Origin of the sequence: Nocardia sp. NPDC060255, from assembly GCF_042727395.1 — a bacterium.
Lineage (GTDB): Bacteria > Actinomycetota > Actinomycetes > Mycobacteriales > Mycobacteriaceae > Nocardia.
In genome coordinates, this window is the sequence record NZ_JBHXAU010000015.1 from 195,618 (window position 1) to 220,571 (window position 24,954).

Genomic DNA, 24,954 nt, shown 5'->3' on the forward strand with positions numbered 1-24,954 from the left:
CCCCCATGCCTCCATCCAAGCCCGAGCTGACCGGCACCACCGGTGCCGTTGCCAGCACCCATTGGCTTGCCTCCGCGGCAGGCATGCGAATTCTGGCGAACGGCGGCAACGCATTCGACGCCGCCGTGGCCGCCGGATTCGTGCTCCAGGTCGTGGAACCACATTTCAACGGCCTCGGCGGTGACCTGTCCGTCGTGGCGCATTCCGCGAACAGTGGTGACGTGCAGCAGATTTGCGGCCAGGGTCCGATGCCGAGTGCGATCAGCATCGATACCTTCGCCGATCTCGGACTGAGCGGCATCCCCGGCTCCGGCCTGCTGCCCGCCTGTGTGCCCGGCGCGTTCGGCGGCTGGATGCGGATGCTCGCCGAGTTCGGCACCATGCGGCTGGCCGATGTGCTGCAGCCCGCGATCGGCTACGCGGACAACGGTTTTCCGCTGCTGCCCGAGACCGCGCAGGCGATCGAGGTGCTCGCGCCGCTGTTCCGCGACGAGTGGACCGGGTCCGGTCAGACGTATCTGCAGGGTGGCGTCGCCCCGGCTGCGGGTAGCCGCTTCCGGAATCCCGCGCTCGCCAACACATACCAGCGGTTGATCAAGGCGGCGGAGTCCGCGTCGACCGACCGCGAGGCGCAGATCCAGGCCGCCCACGACGCCTACTACAAAGGCTTTGTGGCGGAGGCGATCTCGGAGTTTCTCGCGTCCGGACCGGTGCTGGACTCGACCGGACGGCGGCACAGCGGACTGCTGACCGCGGACGATCTCGCCGGCTGGCAGGCGACCGTGGAGACCGCGCCGAGCTACGACTACGGTCCGTACCGGGTGTTCAAACCGGGGCCGTGGTCGCAGGGACCGGTGTTCCTGCAGCAGATCGCGCTGCTAGACGGCTTCGATCTGGCGAAGATGGGGCAGGGCAGTGCCGACTATCTGCACACCGTGACCGAGTGCACGAAGCTCGCGATGGCCGATCGTGAGGCCTGGTACGGCGATCCGGACTTCAGCGATGTACCGCTGGCCGCGCTGCTCGACGAGGGCTACAGCCGCGAGCGGCGCAAGCTGGTCGGCCCGCGGGCCGCGCTGGACCTGCGGCCCGGTGCACCGGGCGGGCGCACCTCGTTCATTCCAGAACGGTCCGTGCCGGACTATCCGGCGGCCGAGACGGAGTGGATGTCGCAGCTGCGCAACGGATTACCGACGATTCTGCTGGAGACCACGACGAAGGGCGACACCGTCACCGTCACCGCCGTCGACAAGCACGGCAACATGGTCGCCGCGACTCCCAGCGGCGGCTGGCTGAAGAGTTCGCCGGCGATCGCGAGCCTGGGCTTCCCGCTCGGCACCCGCGGTCAGTGCGGCTATCTCACCCCCGACCACCCGAACTCGCTGGCAGCGGGCAAGCGGCCGCGGACCACGCTCAGCCCGACCGTGGTGCTGCGCGACGGCCGCCCGTACGTCGCCTTCGGCACGCCGGGTGGCGATCGGCAGGACCAGTGGACGTTGCAGTTCTTCCTCAACGTCGTCGATTTCGGGCTGGACTTCCAGACCGCGACCGAAACCACGGCATTCCACACCGATCAGGTGCCCGCGTCCTTCACTCCGCACGCGCATCGCCCCGGCGTGCTGGTGGCCGAGGAGACCTGCGATCCCGCGGTCGTCCAGCAGCTGGAACAGCGTGGCCACGAGGTGGAACTCGTCCCGGCCTACTCGCTCGGCCGGGTCTGCGCGACCGGGTTCACCGAGGACGACGAGTTCGTCAGGGCGGCCGCGAGCCCACGCAAGCGGCACGCCTACGCCGTAGCCGAATAACGCTGGGCGACAAATTTTTCGAAAGGAACGACAATGACGATCACCGAACACCGTCCGGAGATCATCGAACTCACCGATGAGCAGCAACGCAGGGAGTGGCAGGCGTTCACGCTGTCCGACCTGCCGGAGATGATCAGCGCGATGCACGTCTGCTACGCGGTACGGGCTATCGCCGATACCCCACTGCTGGAACGACTCCGGCACGGTCCGCACAACCCCGCCGATGGCCTGCTGGCCGGGATCGATCCCGATATGGGGCCCGGCTTCCTGCGCTACCTGGTCAATCGAGGCATCCTCGAAACCCGGGGCGAGGAGTTCTTCCTGACCCGGCTCGGCGAATTCCTCACCACGGACGTCTCGCTGGCTCGCCTCGGCGTCTACGTCGACGCGTACGGCATGGTGACCAGCAGGACCGGCGATCTGCTCACCGGAAAGGCTGTATACGGCAAGGACGTGATCCGCGACGGCGGCAAGCTCGGCGCGCACTGCGACACCCTGTTCTCCGCCTTTCACACGCCGACCCTGCTGACCGCCATGCGTGGTCGCGAGGTGCAGCGCATCCTCGACGTCGGTTGTGGTGGCGGTCAATTGGTGGTGGACGCGTGCCTGCGTGATCCGTCGCTGACCGGTATCGGCCTCGACATCGATGCCGACGCCGTCGCGGTGGCCAACGAGCACGCCCGCACCTCCGGTGTGGCCGATCGGGTCAAGTTCGTCGTCGGTGACGCGTTCGCCCCGAAGACCTGGCCGAAGGAATGCTTCGAGGCCGACGGGCTCTGCATGATGAGCGCGTTGCACGAGCACTTCCGGCACGGCGAGCAGGCCGTGATCGACCTGTTGAACGAGATCTCCGCGACGTTCCCCGAGCTGAAGATTCTGCTGGTCGGCGAGCCCGAAATCCGTTACGACAGCAGGGATAACGACGACGACTTCTTCCTGATCCACGTGCTGACCGGTCAGGGGCTGCCCCGCGACCGTGCGGCCTGGTTCGACGTGTTCGAGAAATCCGAGCTGACCTGCCGCCGGATGTACACGCGGCCGGAGGCCGGGCCCCGGTTGTGCTTCTACGATCTGGCCGGAAAGAAGCGGGATCAGCCGTGACCAGTTCGACAACGACGTCTGCGGTCGAGACCGAGCTGGACCCGTTCTCGACCGAGGCACTGCTCGATCCGGTCCCCTGCTACCAGACCCTGCGTGACCTGGGCCCGGTCGTCCGGATGACCGAGCACGATCTCTACGGCCTGTTCCGGTACGACCAGGTGCGCGCCGCGCTCACCGACTGGGAGGGGTTCAGCTCCGCCCGTGGCATCGCGATGAATCCCACCGCCAACGAGCTCTCGGACGGGTCGCTGCTCTCGATGGACCCGCCGCGGCACCGGGCGGTGCGCAAGGTGATGGACGAGGCATTGCGTCCCAAATACGTGCGCCAGGTCGCCGGCAATATCGAGCAGCTCGCGGACGATCTGGTCGACGATCTGATGCAGCGCGAAACGTTCGACGGCGTCACCGATTTCGCGGCCAAGCTGCCGGTGGACATCGTCATGGATCTGATCGGCTTCCCCCGCGACGAACAGCGGGACAAGATTCTGGTCTGGGCCCTCGGCGCGTTCAATTACTTTGGGCCGCCCGGTGATCGGCAGCTGTCGACCTTTCCCGACGTGGAAGCGCTCATGCAGTACCTGGTCACCGACGCGACGCCGGACAAACTGTTGCCCGACAGCTTCGGCCAGATCGTCTGGGAGGCAGCCGATCGCGGCGAGATCACCGAGAACGAAGCCTTGATGACCATGAGCGCCTACGCGTGCGCCGGGTTGGACACCACCATCGCCGGGGTGGCGAGCACCCTGTGGTTGCTGGCCGAGAACCCGGACCAGTGGGCCGCCATCCGGCAGGACCCCAACCTCGTCCCCGGCGCTTTCCTGGAAGGCGTCCGGCTGGAGACACCGATCCAGCACTTTTCCCGAGTCACCACAACGGATATGGACGTCGAAGGCGTCACGATTCCCGAAGGTGCCCGAGTCCTGGTCTCGTACGCCGCGGCCAATCGGGACGAACGCCACTATCCCGATCCGGACCGGTTCCAGGCCGACCGCAACCCGACGGACACTGTCGGTTTCGGCTTCGGCGTACACAACTGCCCGGGCCGCACGCTCGCCTCTATGGAGGCGAACGCCCTGTTCGTCGCCCTCGCAAAACGTGCGACCACGCTCGAGCTCACCGGTGCCCCCATCCGGGAACCGAACAACATCACCCGGGGACTGGCGACGCTCCCCATCCGCATCTCCTGAAAGGGGCGACGATGAGAGCGGCACAGATTGTCGAGTACGGCGCGCCACTCGAGCTGCGCGAAATCCCCGATCCCGCACCAGAACCGGACGGTGTGGTGCTCGAAGTCCTCGCCACCGGCATCTGCCGTAGCGACTGGCACGCGTGGATGGGCGACTGGGGCTGGATGGGCGGACAGGTCGCGTTGCCGCGGACATTGGGGCACGAAATCGTCGGCACGGTAACCGCTGTCGGCGCCGACGTGCGCGGCGTGCATATCGGCGACCGGGTGACCACGCCGTTCCATCTGGCCTGCGGCACGTGCGCGTACTGCCGGTCGGGGCGGGCCAATGTGTGTGACAACATGCAGGTGCTCGGGTTCTGGTGTGACGGTGGCTATGCCGAGTATGTGCACATCGGCAATGCCGACTTCAACTGTGTGCCGGTGCCGGACGAGCTCACGCCGGTCGCGGCGAGCGCCATCGGCTGTCGATTCATGACGGCCTTTCACGCGGTTACCGGGCAGGGGCAGGTTCGGCCCGGTGAATGGGTTGCCGTGCACGGTGTCGGCGGAGTCGGGTTGGCGGCCGTTCAGATCGCTAGTGCCGCAGGGGCTTCCGTGGTGGCGGTGGATATCGATCCGGCCAAGCTCGCGCTCGCCAAGGAGCAAGGGGCGGCACACACCATCGACGCGAGCGTCGAGCAGGACGTGCCTGCGGCGGTCCAGGAGGCCACCGGCGGCGGCGCGCATGTCTCGATCGATGCGCTCGGCACCCGGGCGACGGTGGTGAATTCCGTTCGCTCGCTGCGTAAACGCGGCCGGCACGTCCAGGTCGGGCTGACCAGTGCGGCGGATGCCGGCGAGATCGCGCTGCCGATGGACATCATCACCATCGGCGAGCTGACCATCGTTGGCTCGCATGGCAATCCGCATTCCAACTACCCGCAGTTGCTCTCGCTGGTCTCCTCCGGCCGTCTCGCGCCGCAGACGCTGGTGCAGCGCACCGTTTCACTGGACCGCGCCGGGGAAGTCCTGTCCGCGATGAGCGATTTCACCACCACCGGCATCACCGTCATCGACCGCTTCTGACGCGGACCGGGAGGACTCGTGGATACCTTGTACAGCACCGTGGGCGTTGCGGCCCGAAACTTCCTGTCCCGCAAGCACCTGCTGTACATCGACGGTAGGTTCGTCGACTCGGCGACCGGCCGGACGTTCAGCACCGTCGACCCGTCGACCGGCGGGTACCTCACCGAGATCGCCTACGCGGGCCGGGAGGACGTCACGGCAGCTGTCGCGGCGGCCCGAGCCGCGCTCGACGGACCGTGGCGTCGGCTGTCCGCGGCCGATCGCGGCCTGCTCATCGCCCGTCTCGCGGACCTCATCGAGCGCAACGGCGACGAGCTCGCGGAGCTCGAAGCCCTCGACGGGGGCAAGCCGATCACCATGACCCGCGCGCTCGATGTGCCGGCGGCGGCAGCCCAGTTCCGGTACTTCAGCGGCTGGCCCGCGCGAATCGAGGGTGAGACCATCCCGGTCGCGGTGCCGAATACGTTGTGCTACACCAGGAAAGAGCCGGTCGGGGTTTGCGCCCAGATCATTCCATGGAACTTCTCGTTGTTGATGACGGCGTGGAAGGTCGGGGCGGCGTTGGCGGCCGGCTGCACCGTGGTGCTCAAACCTGCGGAGCAGACACCGCTTACCGCGCTGCGCCTCGCCGAGCTGATCGATGAGGCCGGGTTCCCGGCGGGCACGGTGAACGTGCTGACCGGTGACGGCGAGACCGGTGCCGCGCTGGTCGATCATCCGGGCGTGGACAAGATCGTGTTCACCGGGTCTACCACTGTGGGACGCGAAATCGGCGCGAAGGCGGGCGCGCAGCTCAAGCGGGTGACCCTGGAACTCGGCGGGAAGAGTCCGAACATCATTCTCCCGGACGCCGACCTCGAGGCCGCGATCGCGGGGAGCTACAACGGGATCTACTTCAATACCGGCCAGGCGTGCAATGCCGCATCCAGGCTGTATGTGCACCGCTCTGTGTACGACGAGGTTGTCGAAGGAATCGCGGCGCGGGCTAAGAGTGCGCAGGTCGGTCCGGCGCTCGATCCGACCACGGAGTGTGGGCCGGTGGTATCGGCCGAGCAGTACCGGCGGGTGCGTGGTTACATCCACGACGGGGTTGCCGCCGGTGCGACATTGACCTCGGGTGACATTCCCGAACCTGTGCCGTATGGCGGATATTTCATTCGCCCAACGCTTTTCACCGATATCACGCCGGACATGCGGATCTGCCGCGAGGAGATCTTCGGACCCGTTCTGGTGGCCGCGCCGTTCGACAGCATCGACGATGCCGTGCGCCTGGCCAATGACACCGACTACGGTCTCGCGGCCGGCGTCTGGACGCAAAACCTCAGCGACGCACACACTCTCGCCGCTCGCCTGCATGCGGGCTCGGTCTACCTGAACACGTGGGCGCCCGGCGATCCCGCCGCCCCGTTCGGCGGGGTCAAGGCGTCCGGCGTCGGCCGGGAAATGGGGCGGGCCGGGCTCGACGCGTATCTCGAACCGAAGACCGTGTGGGCGACCCTCGCGTGAGACGACGATAGCGAAAGGATAAGACGATGTGTGGAATCGTCGGTTGGACAGATTTCGATCGTGATCTCACTGCCGAGCGCCGGGTGCTCCAGAAGATGGTGGACACCATGGCTTTACGCGGTCCGGATGCCGAAGGGCTGTGGCTACACCCGCATTGCGCCCTGGGGCATCGACGGCTCTCGGTGATCGACCTCGAGGGCGGCAAGCAGCCGATGGTCACGCCGGAAACGCTGCCCGACGGAACACCGCTCGCCGCAATCAGTTACAGCGGCGAGGTGTACAACTTCACCGAGCTGCGCGACGAACTCGAGGCGCACGGTCACCGCTTCGCGACCAAGAGCGATACCGAGGTCGTCCTACGGGCGTACCTGGAGTGGGGCACGGAATTCGTGCGGCGACTGAACGGCATGTTCGCCTTTGCCATTTGGGACAGCCGGGTCGAGGAATTGCTGCTGTATCGGGATCGGCTGGGCGTCAAGCCGCTGTTCTACTATCCGACGCCGGACGGGGTTCTCTTCGGGTCCGAGCCGAAAGCGATTCTCGCGCACCCGGAAAGCCGGGCGGTCCTCACCATCGACGGGCTGCGCGACGTGCTGTCGTTTGTTCGCGTGCCCGGGCAGACACCACTGCAGGGTATGTACGAGGTTCGTCCCGGACATGTTGTGCGGGTTCGCGATGGCCGCCGGTCCGAGGAGAAGTACTGGGAGCTGGAATCCCGGCCGCACACCGACGATATCCCCGCGAGTGTCGGCAAGGTCCGAGAGTTGTTGGAGGACATCGTCGCCCGGCAGTTGGTGGCTGACGTCCCGCTGTGCACCCTGCTGTCCGGCGGTTTGGACTCCAGCGCGTTGACCGCGCTCGCGCAGCGCAGGCTCGACGCCGAGGGGGGCGAACGCATTCGGAGCTTCTCGGTGGATTTCGAAGGGCAGGTGGAGAACTTCGCGCCGGAACCGCTTCGGGAGGCCCCCGATCAGCCGTTCGCGGCGGAATTGGTGCGGCACGTCGGCACCGACCATCAGACCATCCTGTTGAACAACGCGGATCTGGTTGCCCCGAACATCCGGTCGGCGGTGTCGCGGGCCTGGGATCTGCCGTTCGGCGACGGCGATCTCGGTCCGTCGCTGTATCTGTTGTTCCGAGCGGTGCGTGCGCAGTCCACCGTCGCGCTTTCCGGTGAATCCGCGGACGAGGTGTTCGGCGGGTACCTGTGGTTCCATGACGAGAAAGCGGTGCAGGCCAATACTTTTCCCTGGCATGCGCTCGGCGAACGCTCGATCACCGAACAATCGACGGCATTCCTGGATCCCGACCTGACCGCGAAACTGAATCTGCCGGAGTACATCGCTGACCAGTATCAGACGGCGCTGCAAGAGGTTCCGCATCTGAGCGGCGAGACCGGGCACGATCGGCGGATGCGGATCGCGAGCTACCTGAATCTCACCCGGTGGCTGCCGGTGATGCTGGATCGCAAGGACCGGTTGAGCATGGCCAGCGGGATCGAGGTCCGAGTTCCGTTCTGCGATCATCGTTTGGTCGAGTATGTCTTCAATGTGCCGTGGTCGATCAAGACCTTCGACGGGCGGGAGAAAAGCCTGCTGCGTGCCGCGTCGGCGGATCTGCTGCCGGCTTCCATTGTGAAACGCCGCAAAGCACCATATCCGTCCACCCAGGATTCCGGATACGACCGGGCGATCAAGCAGATACTGGGGAAGATCGTCGCGGAACCTAGTTCGCCTGCCCTGCCATTGTTCAACCTGGACGCGATCGACAAACATCTCAACGCGCCGGTCGACAGCGCATCATCGATGCAGGAAAGGGGCCTTTACAACGAGACCCCGATTCGCCTCGCCGAATGGCTCGCCGCCTATGACGTGAGCGTAATGATATAATTTCCAATTGGAAACTAGTTCTGGTCACGCTGAGGGGAGTGGATATGTCGGATCGAGTCGGACGGCAAGCGAACGACAGTATTACGCTGCAAGGCGTCCGAGAGCACAACCTGAAGAACGTGTCGCTGGAGATCCCGAAGGGGCGACTGACCGTCTTCACGGGCGTGTCGGGTTCCGGTAAATCGTCACTGGTGTTCGGCACCATCGCGGTCGAATCACAGCGCCAGCTGAACGAGACATTTCCCTGGTTCATCCGGAACCGGCTGCCGAAGTACGAGCGGCCGCACGCCGAGGGCATGTCGCATCTGTCCACCGCGATCGTGGTCGACCAGCGACAGATCGGCGGCAGCTCCCGGTCGACTGTCGGCACCATGACCGAGATCAATCCGATTCTGCGCGTGCTGTTTTCGCGCCATGGCAAGCCCAGTGCGGGCGAGTCGACCATGTACTCGTTCAACGTGCCGCAGGGCATGTGTCCCGAGTGCGAGGGTCTCGGTCGCACCGCGCGACTCGATCTGGACCTGCTGCTCGACCGGAAGAAGTCGCTCAACGAAGGGGCCATTACCTCACCGCTTTTCGCGGTCGGCGGGTATCCGTGGATCACCTACGCGGAATCCGGGGTGTTCGATCCGGACAAGCCGTTGCAGAAGTTCACCGCGGAAGAATGGGAAAAGCTGCTCTATGGCGGGGGTTTCAAGGTCCGGCGGCCCGGCAAGGACGTGACGCATTCCAACGAATACGAGGGGATCGTCGTCCGGTTCAATCGGCGCTACCTCAAGAACGGCCTCGACGCGCTGAAGGAGAAGGAGCGCAAGGACGTCGAGAAGGTCGTGACGACCGGCACCTGTGAGGTGTGCGGCGGCGGGCGGCTCAACAAGGCCGCGCTCGCGTCGAAGATCAACGGCAAGAACATCGCCGACTACGCGGACATGGAGGTCAGTGAACTGATCGTCGAGTTGGGGCACATCGATGATCGGGTCGCCAAGCCCGTCGTCGAGGCCGCTGTCACGGCGCTGACCCGGCTGGAGTCGATCGGACTCGGCTACCTCAGTCTCGGTCGCGAGACGTCCACCCTGTCCGGGGGCGAAGGTCAGCGACTGAAGACGGTGCGGCATCTCGGCAGCAGTCTGAGCGATCTGACCTTCATCTTCGACGAGCCGAGCGTCGGCCTGCATCCGCGAGATGTGCACCGGCTCAACGAACTTCTCGCCGAACTGCGCGACAACGGAAACACCGTGCTCGTCGTGGAGCACAACCCCGACGTGATGGCCGTCGCCGATCGCATCGTCGACATGGGCCCGGGGGCCGGCTCGCACGGTGGCGAGATCGTGTTCGAAGGGACCTACCAGAAGCTGCTGAAGGCCGACACGCTCACCGGCCAAAGGTTGCGTGAGCACACCGGTTTGAAGGATCAGGTGCGCAAATCGACTGGCACGCTGGACATCACCAAGGCCACGCTGAACAACCTGCACAACGTGTCCGTCAGCATTCCTACCGGGATCCTCACCGCGGTCACCGGTGTGGCAGGCTCGGGTAAAAGTTCGCTCATCTCAGGGGCTTTCGCGGCCCAGCACCCGGATGCGGTCATGGTCGATCAGTCGGGCATCGGCATCTCCTCGCGATCGACGCCTGCGACCTATGTCGACATCATGGATACCGTTCGTAGCTTGTTCGCGAAGGCCAATGATGCCGAGCCTGGGCTGTTCAGCTTCAACTCCACCGGGGCGTGCCCAGCGTGCAAGGGGCGCGGGGTAATCGAGACAGACCTCGCCTACATGGACCCTGTAACGGTGACCTGCGAGGTGTGTGAAGGTAGCCGGTACAACGACGAGGCACTACAGAAGACGTTGCGCGGCAAAAACATTGCCGAGGTGCTCGGACTCACCGTCGAAGAAGGGTTGTCCTACTTCACCCAAGAGAAGGTGACCGGAAAGCTCGAACTGCTCCGCGAGGTCGGTCTGTCGTATCTGACACTGGGCCAACCGCTTTCCACGCTGTCCGGCGGTGAGCGTCAACGACTCAAGCTGGCGCTTCGACTCCAGGACACGGGCACCGTTTTCGTCTTCGACGAGCCGACCACCGGCCTGCACATGGCCGACGTCGACCGCCTGCTCGTGTTGTTCGATCGCCTGGTCGACGACGGAAACACCGTCATAGTCGTCGAACACGACCTGGAAGTCGTCAAACACGCTGACTGGGTGATCGATCTCGGCCCCGACGCGGGCCGCCACGGCGGTCGGGTGCTTTTCGAGGGCACTCCCAAGCAACTCGCCTCCGACAAGAAGTCGGTCACCGCCCAGTATTTGCGCACCGACCTCGAGCGGGCGGATCGCTGACCTATCTGGACGTGTCGAGCGCACGGTCGGCCAGTGCGGCGACGATCGGTGTGAGGGTTTTCGCGTAGGTGACGGTCAGGTGGTTGTCGTCGCGGTAGATGAGGTTGTTGCGGGCGATGAGTGGGCAGCGGGCGGTGGTACAGAACAACTCCGTGAGGTCGACGTACTGCGCGCCGCCCGCTGTCGCGGCGGCTCGTTCGGCGGCGATACCTTCATCGTCGACTGCGACCTGACGGGTCGGCGAGCAGGCCAGGGCGTTATCGAGGTGGTCGGACAGGCAGGTCGGTGCGGTGGTGTGCGGGTCCGGGATCGGGCCGAGGACAAGGACATTCGCGCCGGTCGCGCGTAGCTGGGCCGTCAGGCGGGACAGGCTGTCGATCCAGGCCTGGTCGTAGGTGGTGAAACCGAAGTCGCCGCCGTATCGGCGGGACATGCTCAGCACGATCAGCTTTGGATGCTCGGCTTGCAGGCGGGTCAGGATCTGGTGGCGCCACTGCACGCACTCGGTGTACTCCCGGCCGAGGTAGGGGCTGGTGATGGGCAGTTCCATCAGCGGGCAGGTGACCTTGCTCATCGTCTCCAGTCGCCAATGCCGTTGCTCGGCAACCTGTTCGAACGCGGGACTCCACATCGCGGCGTGTGAATCACCGACCAGCGCGACCCTGCTGGTCGAATCCGGATCGCCCGAAACACATTCTGGCTGCCCGACGTCGAGCCACGAACGGACGCAACCGTTTCCGAATACTGTCGCCTTGTCCCCCGGCGCATCGGCGAGTGCCGGTGAGAGATTCGAGGGAACAGCACGCTGGTCGGCCGACGCCGCCACTGCCGCCTGCACCTGCGCGGTCAGCTGTCGAACCGCCGCATCGTACGGATCGACGGTTTCCGCGGACGGTGCCGCAGGTGCCGCCACCACGGTGAGCGCCTCAGCGGCCGCCCCACGCCCGACCGGCGCGGGCACAAACACGAGCAACGCCACCGCGGCACCGACCGCCACCGCGGTAACAACACCGCCGCTGGCGAGACTCAGCCCCGCCGAACGCCGTAACGGCCGGGCAAACCGCACCGGATCCTCGACGAACCACAACGTGAGCATCGCGAGCCCAGCGGCAGTGACCACCGCACCCACCGCCCCGACCGAGCCGAGCCCATGACCGAGCACCCGCGGCGCGAGCAACAGCACCGGCCAGTGCCAGAGATACCAGGAATACGAAAGACGACCGAGCGACCGCAGCGGATCCACCGACAGTGCCCGACCGACTCCCCACCGAGTCATCCCACAGCCCGCGACAACAATCAGCACCGCACCGAGCACCGGCAGCAACGCCGCCGTTCCCGGATACGGTGTCCGCCCGTCCAATCGAGTACAGGCGAACACAATCAACCCCAGGCCCAACCACCCCGCAACAGTCGCCACCGATTCCGGCAACCGCCGCCACAGCGGAACCGAAAGCGCCACAACACCTCCGAGCGCCAACTCCCACGCCCGCGCAGGCAACGCGAAGAACGCCCACGGTGGCAAAGTACGAGTCCAATTCAGCGACACCACAAACGATCCCGCGGCCACCACCGAAAGCGCAACCAGATACGGAACCGGCGAAGCACCGCCCCTCGTCCGCCGCCGGCGCCGCACAAACCAGGCAACCCCGATGATCAACGCAGGCCACAACAGATAGAACTGCTCCTCCACTCCCAACGACCAGTAATGCTGAAACGGCGAAGGCGGCGCATCAGCCGCAAGATAATCCGTCCCCGTCAACGCAAGCCGATAATTCCCCACATACAAAGCACTAGCAATCCCATCCCCCAACACCGCCCGAGCCTGCAACGGCGGCAACAACACAGCCGCCCCCACCGCAGTAGCAACCAGCACAATCCCCGCCGCAGGCAACAACCGCCGCGCCCGCCCACCATAAAACCGCGCAAGCCGGACAGTCCCGCTACCCGCCACCTCCCGCCACAACATCCCGGTAATGAGAAACCCCGAGATCACAAAGAAAACATCAACCCCGACAAATCCCCCACCAACTCCCCACACCCCCGCATGAAAAGCCACCACCGCCAACACCGCAACGGCCCGCAACCCCTCGACATCAGCCCGAAACCCCGCCCGCGCAGCTTCCACCCCCCGCTCCCCCACATCCCCCCGCCGAACCATCAATTCCCCGGAGGCAGTCCCTATCATGGGACGCATTCTTACCAACTCCCACCAAAAATGTCCCCACAACATTTGCAAATCAAGGTGACCTGAACAAATCCATAAGCCCCACTTACAGCGGCAATTACACCGCTACATTCTCAGCAGATGCTGTTTCCTACTCCTGAGCGCCGCCGACGAGCGCATGCTCGCCTACGAGCAAATGATGACTTATATCCAAACCTTGCACGATGTCGAGGATTTGGCGGATTGGCTGGATAACGAGAAACGATCGCATCTATTGGTTCGCGCCGCGATGGCGTGCCCTGCGTGATGCGGCGCGGTCGTGGTAGTGCGGCGTGGCGGTACCCAGCTTCGTCGATCATCGCCACGTGCGTGTAGCGGTCTATCCGTGGAGGAAGTGGGCGGCGGAGTAGCCGATCACGGCCGCGATCAGACCTGCGGCGACGCTCACCACGGCGTTGAGGATCGCGTCCCGGTAGGCGCCTTGTTCGGCGAGGCGGAAGGTTTCGTAGCTGAAGGTGCTGTAGGTGGTGAATGCACCGCAGAAACCGGTGCCCGTCAACAACATCCACGGCGCCGACAGTCCCGCGCCGGTCAGTCCGCCCAGTACGAGGCAGCCGAAGACGTTGACAACCAAGGTGCCCCAAGGGAAACGGCTGTCGTGGCGCACCTGGATGGACCGATCGAGCAGGTAGCGCGAAGGCGCGCCCACGGCCGCTCCCGCGATCACCAGCAATGTGTTCATGAGGCCACCTCTACCCGGACGAACCGTGCTGCGGCGCGGGTGAGCATCACGGCGGCAGTGGTGGCGACCAAGGCCACGACGAGGGTGGCGACCAGGTAGGCGGCGGCGATGACGACCGTGTCCGAGTCGAGTAGTGCGCGAATGTCTTCGGCGTAGGTGGAGAAGGTGGTGAATCCACCGAGTATCCCGACGCCGAGGAACGGGCGAACCAAGGGATGCGCCGGGCGGATCTCGGTGATCACCACCATCAGCACACCGAGCAGGAAACTCCCCGCAACGTTGATCGTGAACACCGCCCATGGGAACGCGCCCGCCGGTGCGGGCCAGGCGAGGGTCAGGCCGTAGCGGGCCAGAGCTCCGAGAGCGCCACCGACCGCGATGACGGCCAGGACTGCACCGTGCGTGCCCGTGAGCTCGGATCGCTGGTCAGGGTTGTGCAGATCGATATCGGAATCGACGGAAAGGCATGCTCGCGGGTCGATGGGCACAGCTGTCTCCTACTCCAAGGCCGCCCGAAGGCAGGGTTATGGGGTAGGGACTGTTGGCCGGCGATGCCCGCGGTTGTTCCGAATCTCTGTCCGGAGCGGCGAGCCCCACCGCCGCAGCAACAAGTATATGCCGTGTCAACACTGCGGTGTGCGCGGGGTAGCGCCAGCGGATTCCGAGGACGTCAGCGCGTCAACGACGACGGCGAAGATCCAGCACGAAGCGAGCCGCCCATGAGACCGCAACCCCCGCCGCCAACCCGGTCAGCGGCGCAAGGACCCGACCCCAGATATCCCGGATCGGCCGATACCGCACGCCCCCATGTCTGATCTCGATGTACCCCATCGGCCGTGCGTCGACGCCACCGCCAACCCAGCCCTCCGCACCACCGAGCCCGATGCCCGCACGCGCAACGGGGACAATCGTGACACCGTCGGCCGTAACCGGTTCACCGAAAACCATTGCCGCACCGGCTCTCCCACCGACCAACTCCACCATCTGCTCCCGCGTCATCACGCCAGAGCCAGCATCTGCCCCTGCGGTCAGCGAAACCGGATCCTGCGATGCCTGCATAGCCATGAACCTCCGTCACCATCGAAAACACCCAAGCCCGAGGCTAGTTGGACAGGTGATCACAGAAACAGGTGCCACTCCCCTCCACCCGGTCGCCACAACCACGTGCCGTCGATCCTGTCCCCCACCCCTCCCTATCAGCCGCTCACCGTTTCTGTGAGCCGGACACCTGGTACAGCCGGTGTAAGGCTTACGGAGGGGGTGTTCGGCCAGTACAAAGGGCGCGCATCGGAGGCCCGGCGGACGCCAAAACGCCCGCACGACATCCGCACCCCTTCCTGAGCGCTCGAGAACAGCACCACAGCCAGTCCTCCCGCATCCAACCGCATCTGCACTACCCAGGCCGCGGAAGAGCAGGTCGGGGACCCCACCTGACGCGCCCAGCACTACTCCGGTCATCCGATGAACCAGTCGACAACCTCTGAGCCAGCACACCACCGGAGATCTCTTGGTACACGAACCCGGACCAGTACACCCAGAGACCCTCGGAAAGGTTCACCTATCCGGGCAAGAGCTGCTTAGGACTCCAGGCGATGACCTGTCCATAGAAGCTGAAGACCTGTCCCCACGTTTTCTTGTGAGTAGTGCTGGGCACGTCGTGTGCCGTACCCGGCTTTAGGTGCACGTCAGGCGCGCGATGTCGCGTTCTGGAGGTGGTCATCTGGCTGTGGTGGCGTTTCGAGAGCTCGAGAATCAGCGAATCACAGGCAGACGACCCGCTGGCGGTGCGGAGAGGGGGTTGCACAGAGCGTGGATACCCCTCACAGCAGTTATAGCTGCTGTGAGGGGTGTGGAGGTTCTGTGAGATCGGTGGGCAGGCTCGGGCTGACCGTGAGGCATACCCAATGAGCATGCGGATTCCACTGTCCGCCCCGGCTCACGGCTGTTGCCCGAAATCTGCACTCTCACTCGGGACATGCACTCGGAATAGGGCCCTAAAGACAGTGCATGTCCCGAGTTCGGGTGCAGATTTTGCTGGCAGGGGGCGGGCGGGCGGCGGGGGGACAGAACGCAACCCGGCGGGGTGGAGCCGCCGGGTTGCGTTCTGCCGGAATTCGTTCCAGACCTACAGGGCGAGTCCACCGTGATGGGTCTGGGTCTTTCCGCGCTGGGCCGGAGCGGTCTTTGCGACCGGGGTGCGGCTGGGTGGGTTGTCGCTGAAGGCGAAGGTGGCGACGGAGTAGGCGATGGCGCCGGTGTTGACGGCCAACGCCTTGTCGTTGATGTTGCTGATCTTGTCGCAGGCCGAGTGGTAGCAGGAGTCGTAGGCTTTGCCTGCTTGGCCACCGAACATCTTCTGTTCGTCGGCGGTCTTGATGCCCTCGGCACCGGTGAACAAGCCACCGACCGGGATACCGATCGCCATGAACGGGCCGTAGTCCGAACGCCCGTCGAGCGCGGTCGGGACGTGCGGCAGGCGGAGGAAGTCGAAGTAGCGGGCCAGGTTCTTCTCGATCTCGGCGGAACCGGCCGGTCCCCCGCTGCCGTCATAGATCATGTACGCGAAGTTCGGCGACGCGATCATGTCGTAGTTGGCGTAGAGCCCGATCTTGCTGCGATCCGCCTCCGGCAAGTTCGCCACGTAGTGATCGGAGCCGAGCAGGCCGAGTTCCTCGGCACCCCACCAGGCGAACCGGACCTTGTTCTTGGTCGGCACCTTGGCCGCCTGCAACGCGACCTCGAGCAGTCCCGCAGTGCCGGAACCGTTGTCGTTGATACCGGGACCGGCCAGCACGGAATCGAGGTGCGCTCCCGCCATCACGACCTTGTCCGCATTACCGCGCTTGGAATCCGCGATGATGTTGTTGGTGGTGCGGGTCGTGCTCTCGGTATCGGTCTTGAGGTGGACGACCGTGTTCGGCTTGGCGATGAGCTCCTGGCCGATGGCGAGGCTGGTGCCGACCACCGGCAAGGTGAAGCCCGGCCCGCCGAGGGTTCCGGTGAAGGTGTCGGTGCGACCCGGCTGCCCCTCGTTGAAGATGATCACGGCCGACGCCCCCGCGGTCTGGGCGTTGCGGGCCTTGTCGGCGAAGGGACAGGTGCCACGCTGGATCAGGGCGATGTTGCCCGCGGTGAAGCCGGCGAAGTCCTCTGCCTCACAGCCGGAGGTCGAGCTCGGCGTCGGAGTGGGCGGCAGCACCAGGTCGACCGCCTGGACGGTGCCTTGTGCGTTGCCCGAACCCGAGTAGGTCAGGGTGGCGAAGTCGCCGAGCTCGCTGCTGCCCGGCGCGGTCGGCTTGTAGGTCTTGGCGACGGGTGCGACCTGCTCCATGGCCGCCGTCGACTTCTCCTGGAAGAACGGGAAGTCGAACTTCTGCACCGTCACCTGGTAGCCCGCGCCGCGCAGCTTGCCCGCCACATAGTCGCTGGATTTCTCGAAGCCCGGCGTCCCGGAGGCGCGGGTGCCGCCGTTGGCGTCGGCGATTTTCTGCAACTCCTGCAGGTGCCGTTTGATGTTGGGCGCCTGGACCGAGTCGGCCAGTTGTCGCTCCGGTGGCGCGGGGTCCGCGTGCGCGGTCCCGACCAACGCCAGGGAAAAGACGAGGGGCAAAGCGGCGGCAGCGGCGATGAAGCGACCGGCACTGGCACGGCGGAAGATGTGGGGCATGTGGGCTCCTCCAAAGGGACGGAATAATCCCGATGGTCGGAGGTTAAGCCGGTTTGTCGCATTCTTGAAACCCCAGTCGAAGTGGGGAAAGTGGTTGCGCACGTGCGCCATCCGCGGCGCGGAGTGGGGCGCGCGCAGCGCTCTGACGTCGGCAAAGTGGGTGCGATGTCGGCTCTGGACAAGGAGTTTCGCGCCGGTCGAGAACGACGAAACCCCCGGTTGCGTACGCAACCGGGGGTTTCGAATTATTGAATTGCGGTCAGTGCTTGATCAATTCCGCTGCCGCGGTTTCGGATTCATCGGACCCCTCCGGATCGGCCGCCCGATTCGGCAGCAGCACCGCCGCGACGATCACGATCAGCGCCAGGACGGCGGACACGAGGAAGGCCAGGCGCATGCCGTCCAAGTGGGCGGTGACCGCGTCGACGCCGTCCTCGACGAGCGACGTGCTGCGAGCCGACATCACGGTCACCACCAGTGCGGTACCGAAGGCCGCGGCCACCTGCTGCAGGGTGCCCAGCATCGAGCTGCCGTGCGAGTACAGGTGATGCGAGAGCGCGCCGAGCCCGAGCGTGAAGACCGGCGTGAAGGTCAAGGCCAGCGAGACCATCAACAGGATGTGCAAGCCGAGCAGCTGCCAGTACGGCATGTTCATCGAGATCTGGGTGAACCCGGCCAGCGACGCGGCGATACCGATCGACCCGGGAATCACCAGCAACCGTCCGCCGAACCGGTCGAACAGCCGCCCGATGCTCGGTCCGAGCAGACCCATCGCCAACCCGCCCGGCATCACCAGCAGGCCGGTCTCGAGCGGGCTCAGGCCACGCAGGTTCTGCAGGTACAGCGGCAGCAGGATCATCGACCCGAGCATCGCCATGAACGCGACCGACATCAGCACCAGCGCCTTGGCGTAGGTGGCCGCCAGCAGGACCCGCAGATCCAGCAGCGGCGTGCCGGAGCGCTGCAGACTCAGCTGACGGAACACGAACCCGGCGATCAGGGCCACGCCCGCGGCGACGATGAGCGCCGGGCTGGTCAGGTTGCTCGCCTCGAATCGGCTGAGCCCGAACACCAATCCGCCGAAGCCGAGCGCGGCGAGCACCACGCTGGCCCAGTCGATCGCACCGGCTTGCGGCTCACCGACGTTCTCCAGCTGACGCAGGCCGAGCCAGGCGACCACCGCGGTGATCGGCAGCACCAGCACGAAAAGCCAACGCCACGAACCGACCTGCAGCACCAGCCCGGAAATCACCGGCCCCATCGCGGGCGCCACCGAAATGGCAAGGGTGACATTGCCCATCACGCGGCCGCGGTCGCGTTCGGGCACCACGGTCATCAGTGTGGTCATCAGCAGCGGCATCATCACCGCGGTGCCGCCGGCCTGGATGACCCGCCCGAGCAACAGCACGGCGAACGTCGGCGCGACGGCCGACAGCGCGGTGCCGGCCAGGAAGACGCTCATCGCCGTGGCGTAGGCCGTTCTGGTCGAAACCCGTTGCAGGAACCAGCCGGTGGTGGGAATGATGGCCGCCATCGTGAGCATGAACGCGGTGGAGACCCACTGCGCCGCGCGCTCGGTGACATGCAGGTCCTCCATCAGGCGCGGGATCGCGTTGATCATGATGGTTTCGTTCAGGATCACCACGAAGGTTGCGAGTACCAATACCCGGATTACCAGCGGTGTCCGTCCTCCCGTTGTGGGAGCGGATATGTGGGCGGACATCGGGTACCTCCGGCATAGACGTTGAGAGCAAGTACGTGGCCCAGGGTTGCGGTCCCGGCGCCTCAAAGGATCAGACGGTCTCGGGTGCTCGAACTCATCGGGCGCGCATCAGTAAACCGTTCGGTACCGACAAAGTTCATCGGGTTTTCCAGCTGATCCGGCTACGATCTCCGCCGAAGTGCCTGATCAGAGCTATTTTACAAACTAGGTACAAGATCAAATCGTGAGCCTGATCACTTATCGTGACGTGACAGCAACGGTCGCGTCGCGGGATCTGTCACGAGTAGACCAGTGCGAAGTTCCCTGGTCGGGATGGAATCGCAACGGGGAGCTCATGTTATCGATGCGTGCCTGCTCAGGAAGTCGTCGATCAGCGCGTTGACGGTGTCCGGTACTTCCAGCGCGACGAGGTGGGCGGCGCCGTCGAGCAGCACGAACTCGGCTCCCGGGATGCACCGCGCCATTTCCTCGACCTCCGCCGGCGGGAACGTCGCGTCCTCGCGACCCGCCACGACGAGTGTCGGCGTACGGATTTCGCCGAGCAGTCGACGTTGATCCGGCCGCAGCGAGACCACACTGCGTATCGCCGGGGAGACCGACGCGACGTCGTTGGCCCGCGCGACGCGCAGCATCGCCTCGACCACCTCGGGCCGGGTCCGGCGCGAGGTCGGTCCGAGGAACGCGGCGACGACGGATCGGGTGAGCGGCGGCCGGATGCCGCGCAGCAGCCGGGCGATCGTCAGCAGGGCCGCGTACTCGAGGCGTTGGCGTCGTGGCGCGGGCGAGGCCGTGCCGTTCATCAGCACGGCGCTGTGTACGCGGTCGGGGTAGCGGGCGGCGAAGGTGGCGCCGATCATGGCGCCCCAGGAGTTGCCCACGATGTGAGCGCGGTCGATGCCGAGCGCGTCGAGGATCTCGGCGATGCACAGCGCGCATTCATCGAAGGTGAAGGTTCGGGTGAGCGGACCGCTCGCACCGTGGCCGGGTGGATCGACCGCGATGGTGGTGAATCGCGGGGCGAAGTGCTTGATCTGGGCTTGCCACAGCGTGTGGTCCAGCAACAGGCTCGGCCACAGCAGGATGGGGTCGCCCGCTCCGGCGATCTGGACCCGCAGCGTGCCCAATCGCGTTGGTATATCCCGGGTCTCGACTAACACCATGGTGTCCTCCACGTGCCTGCTGCCGGTCCGCTGAGCTCACAGCAAACGTTACGCTGACGGCCCGCTCTTTCGGCAGCGGCAGGACGCTGTCTACCCGGAACAGCGGCCGAAACGTTTTCGGGAAAGACGGGCGAACGTGAGGGAAGGTTCAGCCCCTGACCGGATCACCATTCGGCGAAAGCACCGTCTTTGCGGTGCCACACGGGGTTTCGCCAACGGTGCCCCAGTTCGGCGGCTCGGGCCACTGCTTTCTCGTCGATTTCGATGCCGAGTCCCGGCGCGTGCAGCAGGTCGACGTAGCCGTCGCGGTACGCGAAGACGGCGGGGTCGACGAGGTAGTCGAGCAGGTCGGACCCGGTGTTGTAGTGGATGCCGAGGCTTTGTTCCTGGATGAGCAGGTTGGGGGTGGCGAACCCGACCTGCAGGCTGGCCGCCAGCGCGATGGGGCCGAGCGGGCAGTGCGGCGCGATGGCCACGTCGCGGCTCTCGGCGAGGGCGGCGATCCGGCGGACCTCGGAGATGCCACCCGCGTGTGAGAGGTCCGGTTGCACCACGGCGACGCCTTGGTCGAGCACGGTGCGGAAGTCCCAGCGGGAGTAGAGCCGTTCGCCGGTCGCGATGGGAATGCTTGTCGCGCGGGTGATCTCGCCGATCCGGTCGCTGACCTCTGGCACCAGCGGCTCTTCCACGAAGAACGGCAGGTACGGCTCGAGCAGCGGCAGCACCCTGCGCGCCATCGCGACGGACAGCCGGCCGTGAAAGTCGACGGCGATATCGAAGTCGTCGCCGGTGGCCGCGCGCACAGCGGCGACGCGGTCGACGATGCCGGTGGTCGCGCGTGGTGTATCGATCGCCTCGAGCTCGGCCGATCCGTTCATCTTGATCGCGGTGAAGCCCTGCTGCTTTCGCTCGAGCGCGGCCTGTGCGACGTCGTCGGGGCGATCGCCGCCGATCCAGCTGTACACCCGGACCCGATCGCGGACCGCACCGCCGAGCAGCTGCCAGACGGGGACGCCGAGGGCCTTGCCGGTGATATCCCACAGGGCCTGGTCGATGCCGGCGACCGCGCTCGACAGGATCGGGCCGCCCCGATAGAAACCGCCCTTGCTGAGCACCTGCCAGTGCGCTTCGATGCTCATCGGATCCTTGCCGATGAGATAGTCGGCCAGTTCGTCGACGGCGGCGGCCACGGTGTGTGCGCGGCCTTCGATCACGGGTTCGCCCCAGCCGGTGAGGCCTTCGTCGGTATCGATGCGCAGGAAGCACCAGCGGGGCGCGACCAGGTAGGTGGTCAGTGCGGTGATCTTCACCGTGATTCCTTTCGTACGCTCCAGCCGCCGTCGACGACCAGGTTGGCGCCGGTGATGAACGAGGCATCGTCGGAAGCGAGGAAGGCGACCGCGGCGGCGACCTCCTCCGGCGCACCCAGGCGGTCCAGGGCGGTGGCTCGCGCGGACAGTCGTCTGCCCTCCTCGTCGACGTCGTCCCAGACCGGGGTGAGGACGGGACCGGGCAGGATGGCGTTGAATCGCACTCGGGCCGAACCGTATTCGACGGCGAGCTGCCGCACCAACGCGGTCAACCCACCTTTGGCGGCGGCATAGACCGGATATCCGGGCAGCCCGAACTGCGCGTGCACGCTGGAGATGGCGACCACGTTGCCGGCGCGGGCGCGCAGATCGTCGATGAAGGTGCGGACACCGAGGAATAGCGGCGTCAGATTGATCGCCAGCCCTTCGTCCCACTGTGATCGGGTCAGTTCGTGCGCCGGGATGGTGGCCTGTTTGGATGCGTTGCTGCACAACGCATCCAGCGGACCGAACAGCTCGTTGACCCGGCCCCGCAGCTCGGCCCACGAATCTTCTTGCGAGACATCGCATCGGACGAACTCGGCGCGATGACCTGCCGCGCGAATCTTCGCGGCAACTTCCTCGCCTCCCGCCTCTGCGATATCGGCGATGACGACCGAGGCTCCCTCGACGGCGAGACGCTGCGCCGTGGCGGCACCGATACCCGATGCCGCGCCGGTGACGACCGCGACTCGGTCTGCCAGACGACTCAATGGGTTTCCTTTCGTGGTCAACGTTGAATGTCTGTGCCGGTGAGCAAGTCGAGTTCGTGCCGGAACGGCAGACCTGCCCAGTCGCCGGGGACGGATACCGCGAACGCGCCGCAGGTGGCGGCCAGTTGCAAGCGGTACCGGATCGAACCGCCGTCGAGGACACCCGCGAGGTATCCGGCGACGAAGGCATCGCCGGCCCCCACTGGATCGACCATGGTCACCGGGACCGCCGGTTGCCTGAGCACCCTGCCGTTGTGCAGCGCGAGTGCTCCGTCGGCGCCGAGTTTCAGCACAACCTGCGACGGGCCCAGTGCGGCAAGGGATTCGGCCATTGCCGCCGCGCTGGCGGTGGGCACGAGCAGTGCCGCTTCCTCCGGTCCGGCGAAGACGATGTCAGATCGTGCCACCAGTTTCGCGAGTTCCGCAGCGGCCTCGGATCGAGGCCACAGCGCGCTGCGGTAGTTGATGTCCAGCGATACCGTCACGCCCGCGTCAACCGCAGCGTCCAGCGCGGCATGCACCGCGTCGCGGGCGGTCGAACTCAGCGCCGGGGTGATGCCGGTCAGGTGCAGGACACCCGCCCCAGCGATCTGCTCCTTGTCCACCTCGCGCACCGACAGCCGCGAACCCGCAAGTCCCCGACGGTAGTAGGTGACCCGGATCCGGTCCGCCGTACGCCGTTCCCGCAGCATCAAACCGCTAGGCAACTCCGAATCGATCCGGCACCGCGAAACATCCACGCGCTCAGCCCGCAGTCGATCCAGCACCATCGTGCCGACCGCATCGGCACCGACACTGCCCACCCACGCGCTGTCGTGCCCCAACCTGCTGACACCGATGGCGACCGTCGCCTCGGCCCCCGCGAAATCCATCCGCATCGCCGCCCCCGGAGCCAACGGTCCGGGTTCCGTCGCGGCCGCCACTCCGATTGCTTCGCCGAGAGTTACCAGCTTGCCCCTCATGACAATCCGCTCCGCCCGACCGCCCAGTCACTCATGAAAGCTGCTCGCGGAGGACGGCTATGCGTTCGCGCAGGGCGTTGAGGTCACCGCCGGTGCAGGCGTCACCGATCAGGGGGGAACCTATTCCGAGGGCGGTGGCTCCTGCGGCGAGGTATGCCTTGGCGTCGGTGAGGGCTACGCCACCGGTTGGTACCAAGGGGATTTCAGGTAATGGGGCGCGGATGGCTCGGAGGTAGTCGGGGCCGCCGACCGAAGCGGGGAAGACTTTGATCATGGTGCTGCCCGCGGCCCAGGCGTGGTGAATCTCGGTGGGGGTGAACGCGCCTGAGATCACCGGGACGCTCAGGCGGTTTCCCTCGTCGATGACCTCGTCGCTGACGATCGGGGTGATCAGGTAGGCGGCGCCGGCGTCGATCGCGCGGCTCGCGTCTTCGGCGGTGCGGACGGTGCCTGCGCCGATCGGGTGGGCGAAGTCCGCGCAGTCCCGCAGCGCGTCCAGGGCGCCTGCGGTGGTGAGCGTGAATTCCACTGCGGTGATGCCGGATTCGTGCAGCACGGCGGTGACTTCGGCGAAGCGGGTGGCGGTGGGCGCACGCAGGATTGCGATCACCGGTGTATCCAGTTGCAGGAGATCATCGGCCATCGCTGCGCACCAATCTCGTGTCGGAGTATGGAGTTGCCTGCAGCCCAACGGCTCCTGGGACGCAAGCAAACAGGCGTCCGGCACCGGGCTCACCGGCGGCCTTGCCCTCCGCTGCGGTGGTGATCACCAAAACATCCAGGTCGGGCCCCGCGAACACGCAGCTGGAAACCTGCGAGGGGCCGACCTCGATGATCACGCGCCGATGCCCGGTGGGGTCGAAGGCGTGGACCTGGCCCGCACCCCAGACCGCTACCCACACCCAGCCCTCGCCATCGACGGTCAACCCGTCGGGCTCGCCGTTATCGAATCGCGCGAACGGCTTGCCATTGCCGAAAGTGCCCGTGGCAATGTCATATTCGAAGGCGTCGACCCGTCGGGTCGGGCTGTCCACGTAGTAGAGGACAGTGCCGTCCGGACTCCAGTCGAGTCCGTTGGAGATGGTGACCCCGTCGCGCAGGATGCTCAATGCACCGTCAGGGTCGAGCCGGTAGAGGGCGGCGCTGCCCTGGACACCGTCTTCGGACATGGTGCCCGCGAGCAGACGTCCGTGCGGGTCGACCTTCGCGTCGTTGAGTCGCCGCCGAATTCCGTCGTCCGGCAACGGTATCGCGGCGATCGGGGTGGCCGTGCCGTCCCCGTCGATCAGCGAGAAGGTGTCGCCAACGGTGGCGAGCAGGCTGCCGGATGCGCAGGGCACCACCGCGCTGACCGGCGGTGTCAGGCTCACCGTGGACCTGTGGGCGAGATCGAGTGTCGCCCGGTCGAGTTCGGCTCGATGGATGTGCCCGCCGCGGATGTCCACCCACAGCAGCTCGCCGGTTCGGTTGTCCCACACCGGGCTTTCGCACAGTCGTCCCGGTGCCGGAGCGCACGGATGTGCGCGCAATGTGATCATGGTTCGCTCCTGAAGTCTCGGTCGGCCCGCGGCCGTCTGCTTGCA

General features: G+C 65.8%; 19 protein-coding genes. 7 read left to right on the forward strand and 12 right to left on the reverse strand.

Annotation, left to right across the window (positions count from 1 at the left end; genetic code table 11):
- Positions 1-5 precede the first annotated feature (5 nt).
- The 7 genes from ACFWF1_RS26555 to ACFWF1_RS26585 are packed head-to-tail and all read left to right on the forward strand — an operon-like array spanning position 6 to position 10,891.
- Positions 6-1,805, forward strand: a complete 1,800-nt coding sequence (locus tag ACFWF1_RS26555) for a gamma-glutamyltransferase family protein (RefSeq protein ID WP_379287813.1) — start codon at positions 6-8, stop codon at positions 1,803-1,805.
- 33 nt (positions 1,806-1,838) lie between these two features.
- A complete protein-coding gene (locus ACFWF1_RS26560; RefSeq protein WP_379287815.1) occupies positions 1,839-2,906 on the forward strand; it encodes a methyltransferase domain-containing protein in 1,068 nt (355 codons plus the stop codon).
- Positions 2,903-4,093: a cytochrome P450 gene (locus ACFWF1_RS26565; protein WP_379287823.1), complete on the forward strand. Its 1,191-nt coding sequence runs from the start codon at positions 2,903-2,905 to the stop codon at positions 4,091-4,093. Before ACFWF1_RS26560 ends, ACFWF1_RS26565 begins: the two co-directional genes overlap by 4 nt.
- A gap of 11 nt (positions 4,094-4,104) precedes the next feature.
- Positions 4,105-5,160, forward strand: a complete 1,056-nt coding sequence (locus tag ACFWF1_RS26570; protein WP_379287825.1) for a zinc-dependent alcohol dehydrogenase family protein — start codon at positions 4,105-4,107, stop codon at positions 5,158-5,160.
- Positions 5,161-5,178: 18 nt separating this feature from the next.
- On the forward strand, positions 5,179-6,666 hold the full coding sequence (locus ACFWF1_RS26575) for an aldehyde dehydrogenase family protein (protein WP_379287827.1): 1,488 nt from the start codon (positions 5,179-5,181) through the stop codon (positions 6,664-6,666).
- A gap of 26 nt (positions 6,667-6,692) precedes the next feature.
- Positions 6,693-8,555: an asparagine synthase (glutamine-hydrolyzing) gene (gene asnB, locus ACFWF1_RS26580; RefSeq protein WP_379287829.1), complete on the forward strand. Its 1,863-nt coding sequence runs from the start codon at positions 6,693-6,695 to the stop codon at positions 8,553-8,555.
- Positions 8,556-8,599: 44 nt separating this feature from the next.
- Positions 8,600-10,891, forward strand: coding sequence for an ATP-binding cassette domain-containing protein (locus ACFWF1_RS26585; RefSeq protein ID WP_379287831.1), 2,292 nt, complete (start codon positions 8,600-8,602; stop codon positions 10,889-10,891).
- Position 10,892: 1 nt separating this feature from the next.
- Here the strand turns inward: ACFWF1_RS26585 and ACFWF1_RS26590 are convergent, their stop codons facing one another.
- The 12 genes from ACFWF1_RS26590 to ACFWF1_RS26645 form a co-directional block, all read right to left on the reverse strand.
- Positions 10,893-13,049 (reverse strand): acyltransferase family protein, encoded by a 2,157-nt coding sequence (locus ACFWF1_RS26590; RefSeq protein WP_379287892.1) that lies wholly within the window; start codon positions 13,047-13,049, stop codon positions 10,893-10,895.
- A gap of 385 nt (positions 13,050-13,434) precedes the next feature.
- Complete coding sequence (gene crcB, locus ACFWF1_RS26595; protein ID WP_379287833.1) at positions 13,435-13,797, reverse strand: fluoride efflux transporter CrcB; 363 nt, start codon at positions 13,795-13,797, stop codon at positions 13,435-13,437.
- On the reverse strand, positions 13,794-14,285 hold the full coding sequence (gene crcB / locus ACFWF1_RS26600) for a fluoride efflux transporter CrcB (RefSeq protein ID WP_379287835.1): 492 nt from the start codon (positions 14,283-14,285) through the stop codon (positions 13,794-13,796). The genes crcB (ACFWF1_RS26595) and crcB (ACFWF1_RS26600) overlap by 4 nt, the downstream gene beginning before the upstream one ends.
- 190 nt (positions 14,286-14,475) lie before the next feature.
- Positions 14,476-14,862, reverse strand: a complete 387-nt coding sequence (locus ACFWF1_RS26605) for a hypothetical protein (RefSeq protein WP_379287837.1) — start codon at positions 14,860-14,862, stop codon at positions 14,476-14,478.
- A 1,060-nt stretch (positions 14,863-15,922) separates the two neighbouring features.
- Entirely contained in the window at positions 15,923-17,464 is a 1,542-nt protein-coding gene (locus ACFWF1_RS26610) for a M28 family metallopeptidase (RefSeq protein ID WP_379287839.1), read from the reverse strand.
- 259 nt (positions 17,465-17,723) lie between these two features.
- The gene (locus tag ACFWF1_RS26615) at positions 17,724-19,187 is read right to left on the reverse strand and encodes an MDR family MFS transporter (RefSeq protein WP_379287840.1); all 1,464 of its coding nucleotides are present in this window, start codon (positions 19,185-19,187) and stop codon (positions 17,724-17,726) included.
- 332 nt (positions 19,188-19,519) lie between these two features.
- Complete coding sequence (locus ACFWF1_RS26620) at positions 19,520-20,347, reverse strand: alpha/beta fold hydrolase (protein ID WP_379287841.1); 828 nt, start codon at positions 20,345-20,347, stop codon at positions 19,520-19,522.
- A 164-nt stretch (positions 20,348-20,511) separates the two neighbouring features.
- Positions 20,512-21,657 carry a galactonate dehydratase gene (dgoD, locus tag ACFWF1_RS26625; protein ID WP_379287842.1) on the reverse strand — a complete coding sequence of 382 codons (1,146 nt, stop codon included), beginning with the start codon at positions 21,655-21,657 and terminating at the stop codon, positions 20,512-20,514.
- Positions 21,654-22,409 carry an SDR family NAD(P)-dependent oxidoreductase gene (locus ACFWF1_RS26630; RefSeq protein WP_379287844.1) on the reverse strand — a complete coding sequence of 252 codons (756 nt, stop codon included), beginning with the start codon at positions 22,407-22,409 and terminating at the stop codon, positions 21,654-21,656. Before ACFWF1_RS26630 ends, dgoD begins: the two co-directional genes overlap by 4 nt.
- 17 nt (positions 22,410-22,426) lie before the next feature.
- A complete protein-coding gene (locus ACFWF1_RS26635; protein ID WP_379287846.1) occupies positions 22,427-23,371 on the reverse strand; it encodes a sugar kinase in 945 nt (314 codons plus the stop codon).
- A gap of 31 nt (positions 23,372-23,402) precedes the next feature.
- The gene (locus ACFWF1_RS26640; protein WP_379287848.1) at positions 23,403-24,014 is read right to left on the reverse strand and encodes a bifunctional 4-hydroxy-2-oxoglutarate aldolase/2-dehydro-3-deoxy-phosphogluconate aldolase; all 612 of its coding nucleotides are present in this window, start codon (positions 24,012-24,014) and stop codon (positions 23,403-23,405) included.
- Positions 24,004-24,909, reverse strand: a complete 906-nt coding sequence (locus tag ACFWF1_RS26645) for an SMP-30/gluconolactonase/LRE family protein (RefSeq protein ID WP_379287850.1) — start codon at positions 24,907-24,909, stop codon at positions 24,004-24,006. The genes ACFWF1_RS26640 and ACFWF1_RS26645 overlap by 11 nt, the downstream gene beginning before the upstream one ends.
- Positions 24,910-24,954: the final 45 nt, after the last annotated feature.

What these genes read in the sequence shown, in the direction of transcription:
- ACFWF1_RS26615 (WP_379287840.1), bottom strand. Translation starts at nt 19,187, where the DNA reads ATGTCCGCCCACATATCCGCTCCCACAACGGGAGGACGGACACCGCTG.
- ACFWF1_RS26605 (WP_379287837.1), bottom strand. Translation starts at nt 14,862, where the DNA reads ATGGCTATGCAGGCATCGCAGGATCCGGTTTCGCTGACCGCAGGGGCA.
- ACFWF1_RS26635 (WP_379287846.1), bottom strand. Translation starts at nt 23,371, where the DNA reads ATGAGGGGCAAGCTGGTAACTCTCGGCGAAGCAATCGGAGTGGCGGCC.
- ACFWF1_RS26620 (WP_379287841.1), bottom strand. Translation starts at nt 20,347, where the DNA reads ATGGTGTTAGTCGAGACCCGGGATATACCAACGCGATTGGGCACGCTG.
- ACFWF1_RS26570 (WP_379287825.1), top strand. Translation starts at nt 4,105, where the DNA reads ATGAGAGCGGCACAGATTGTCGAGTACGGCGCGCCACTCGAGCTGCGC.
- ACFWF1_RS26555 (WP_379287813.1), top strand. Translation starts at nt 6, where the DNA reads ATGCCTCCATCCAAGCCCGAGCTGACCGGCACCACCGGTGCCGTTGCC.
- ACFWF1_RS26645 (WP_379287850.1), bottom strand. Translation starts at nt 24,909, where the DNA reads ATGATCACATTGCGCGCACATCCGTGCGCTCCGGCACCGGGACGACTG.
- ACFWF1_RS26585 (WP_379287831.1), top strand. Translation starts at nt 8,600, where the DNA reads ATGTCGGATCGAGTCGGACGGCAAGCGAACGACAGTATTACGCTGCAA.
- ACFWF1_RS26590 (WP_379287892.1), bottom strand. Translation starts at nt 13,049, where the DNA reads ATGGTTCGGCGGGGGGATGTGGGGGAGCGGGGGGTGGAAGCTGCGCGG.
- ACFWF1_RS26560 (WP_379287815.1), top strand. Translation starts at nt 1,839, where the DNA reads ATGACGATCACCGAACACCGTCCGGAGATCATCGAACTCACCGATGAG.
- asnB (WP_379287829.1), top strand. Translation starts at nt 6,693, where the DNA reads ATGTGTGGAATCGTCGGTTGGACAGATTTCGATCGTGATCTCACTGCC.
- ACFWF1_RS26610 (WP_379287839.1), bottom strand. Translation starts at nt 17,464, where the DNA reads ATGCCCCACATCTTCCGCCGTGCCAGTGCCGGTCGCTTCATCGCCGCT.
- ACFWF1_RS26640 (WP_379287848.1), bottom strand. Translation starts at nt 24,014, where the DNA reads ATGGCCGATGATCTCCTGCAACTGGATACACCGGTGATCGCAATCCTG.
- crcB (WP_379287833.1), bottom strand. Translation starts at nt 13,797, where the DNA reads ATGAACACATTGCTGGTGATCGCGGGAGCGGCCGTGGGCGCGCCTTCG.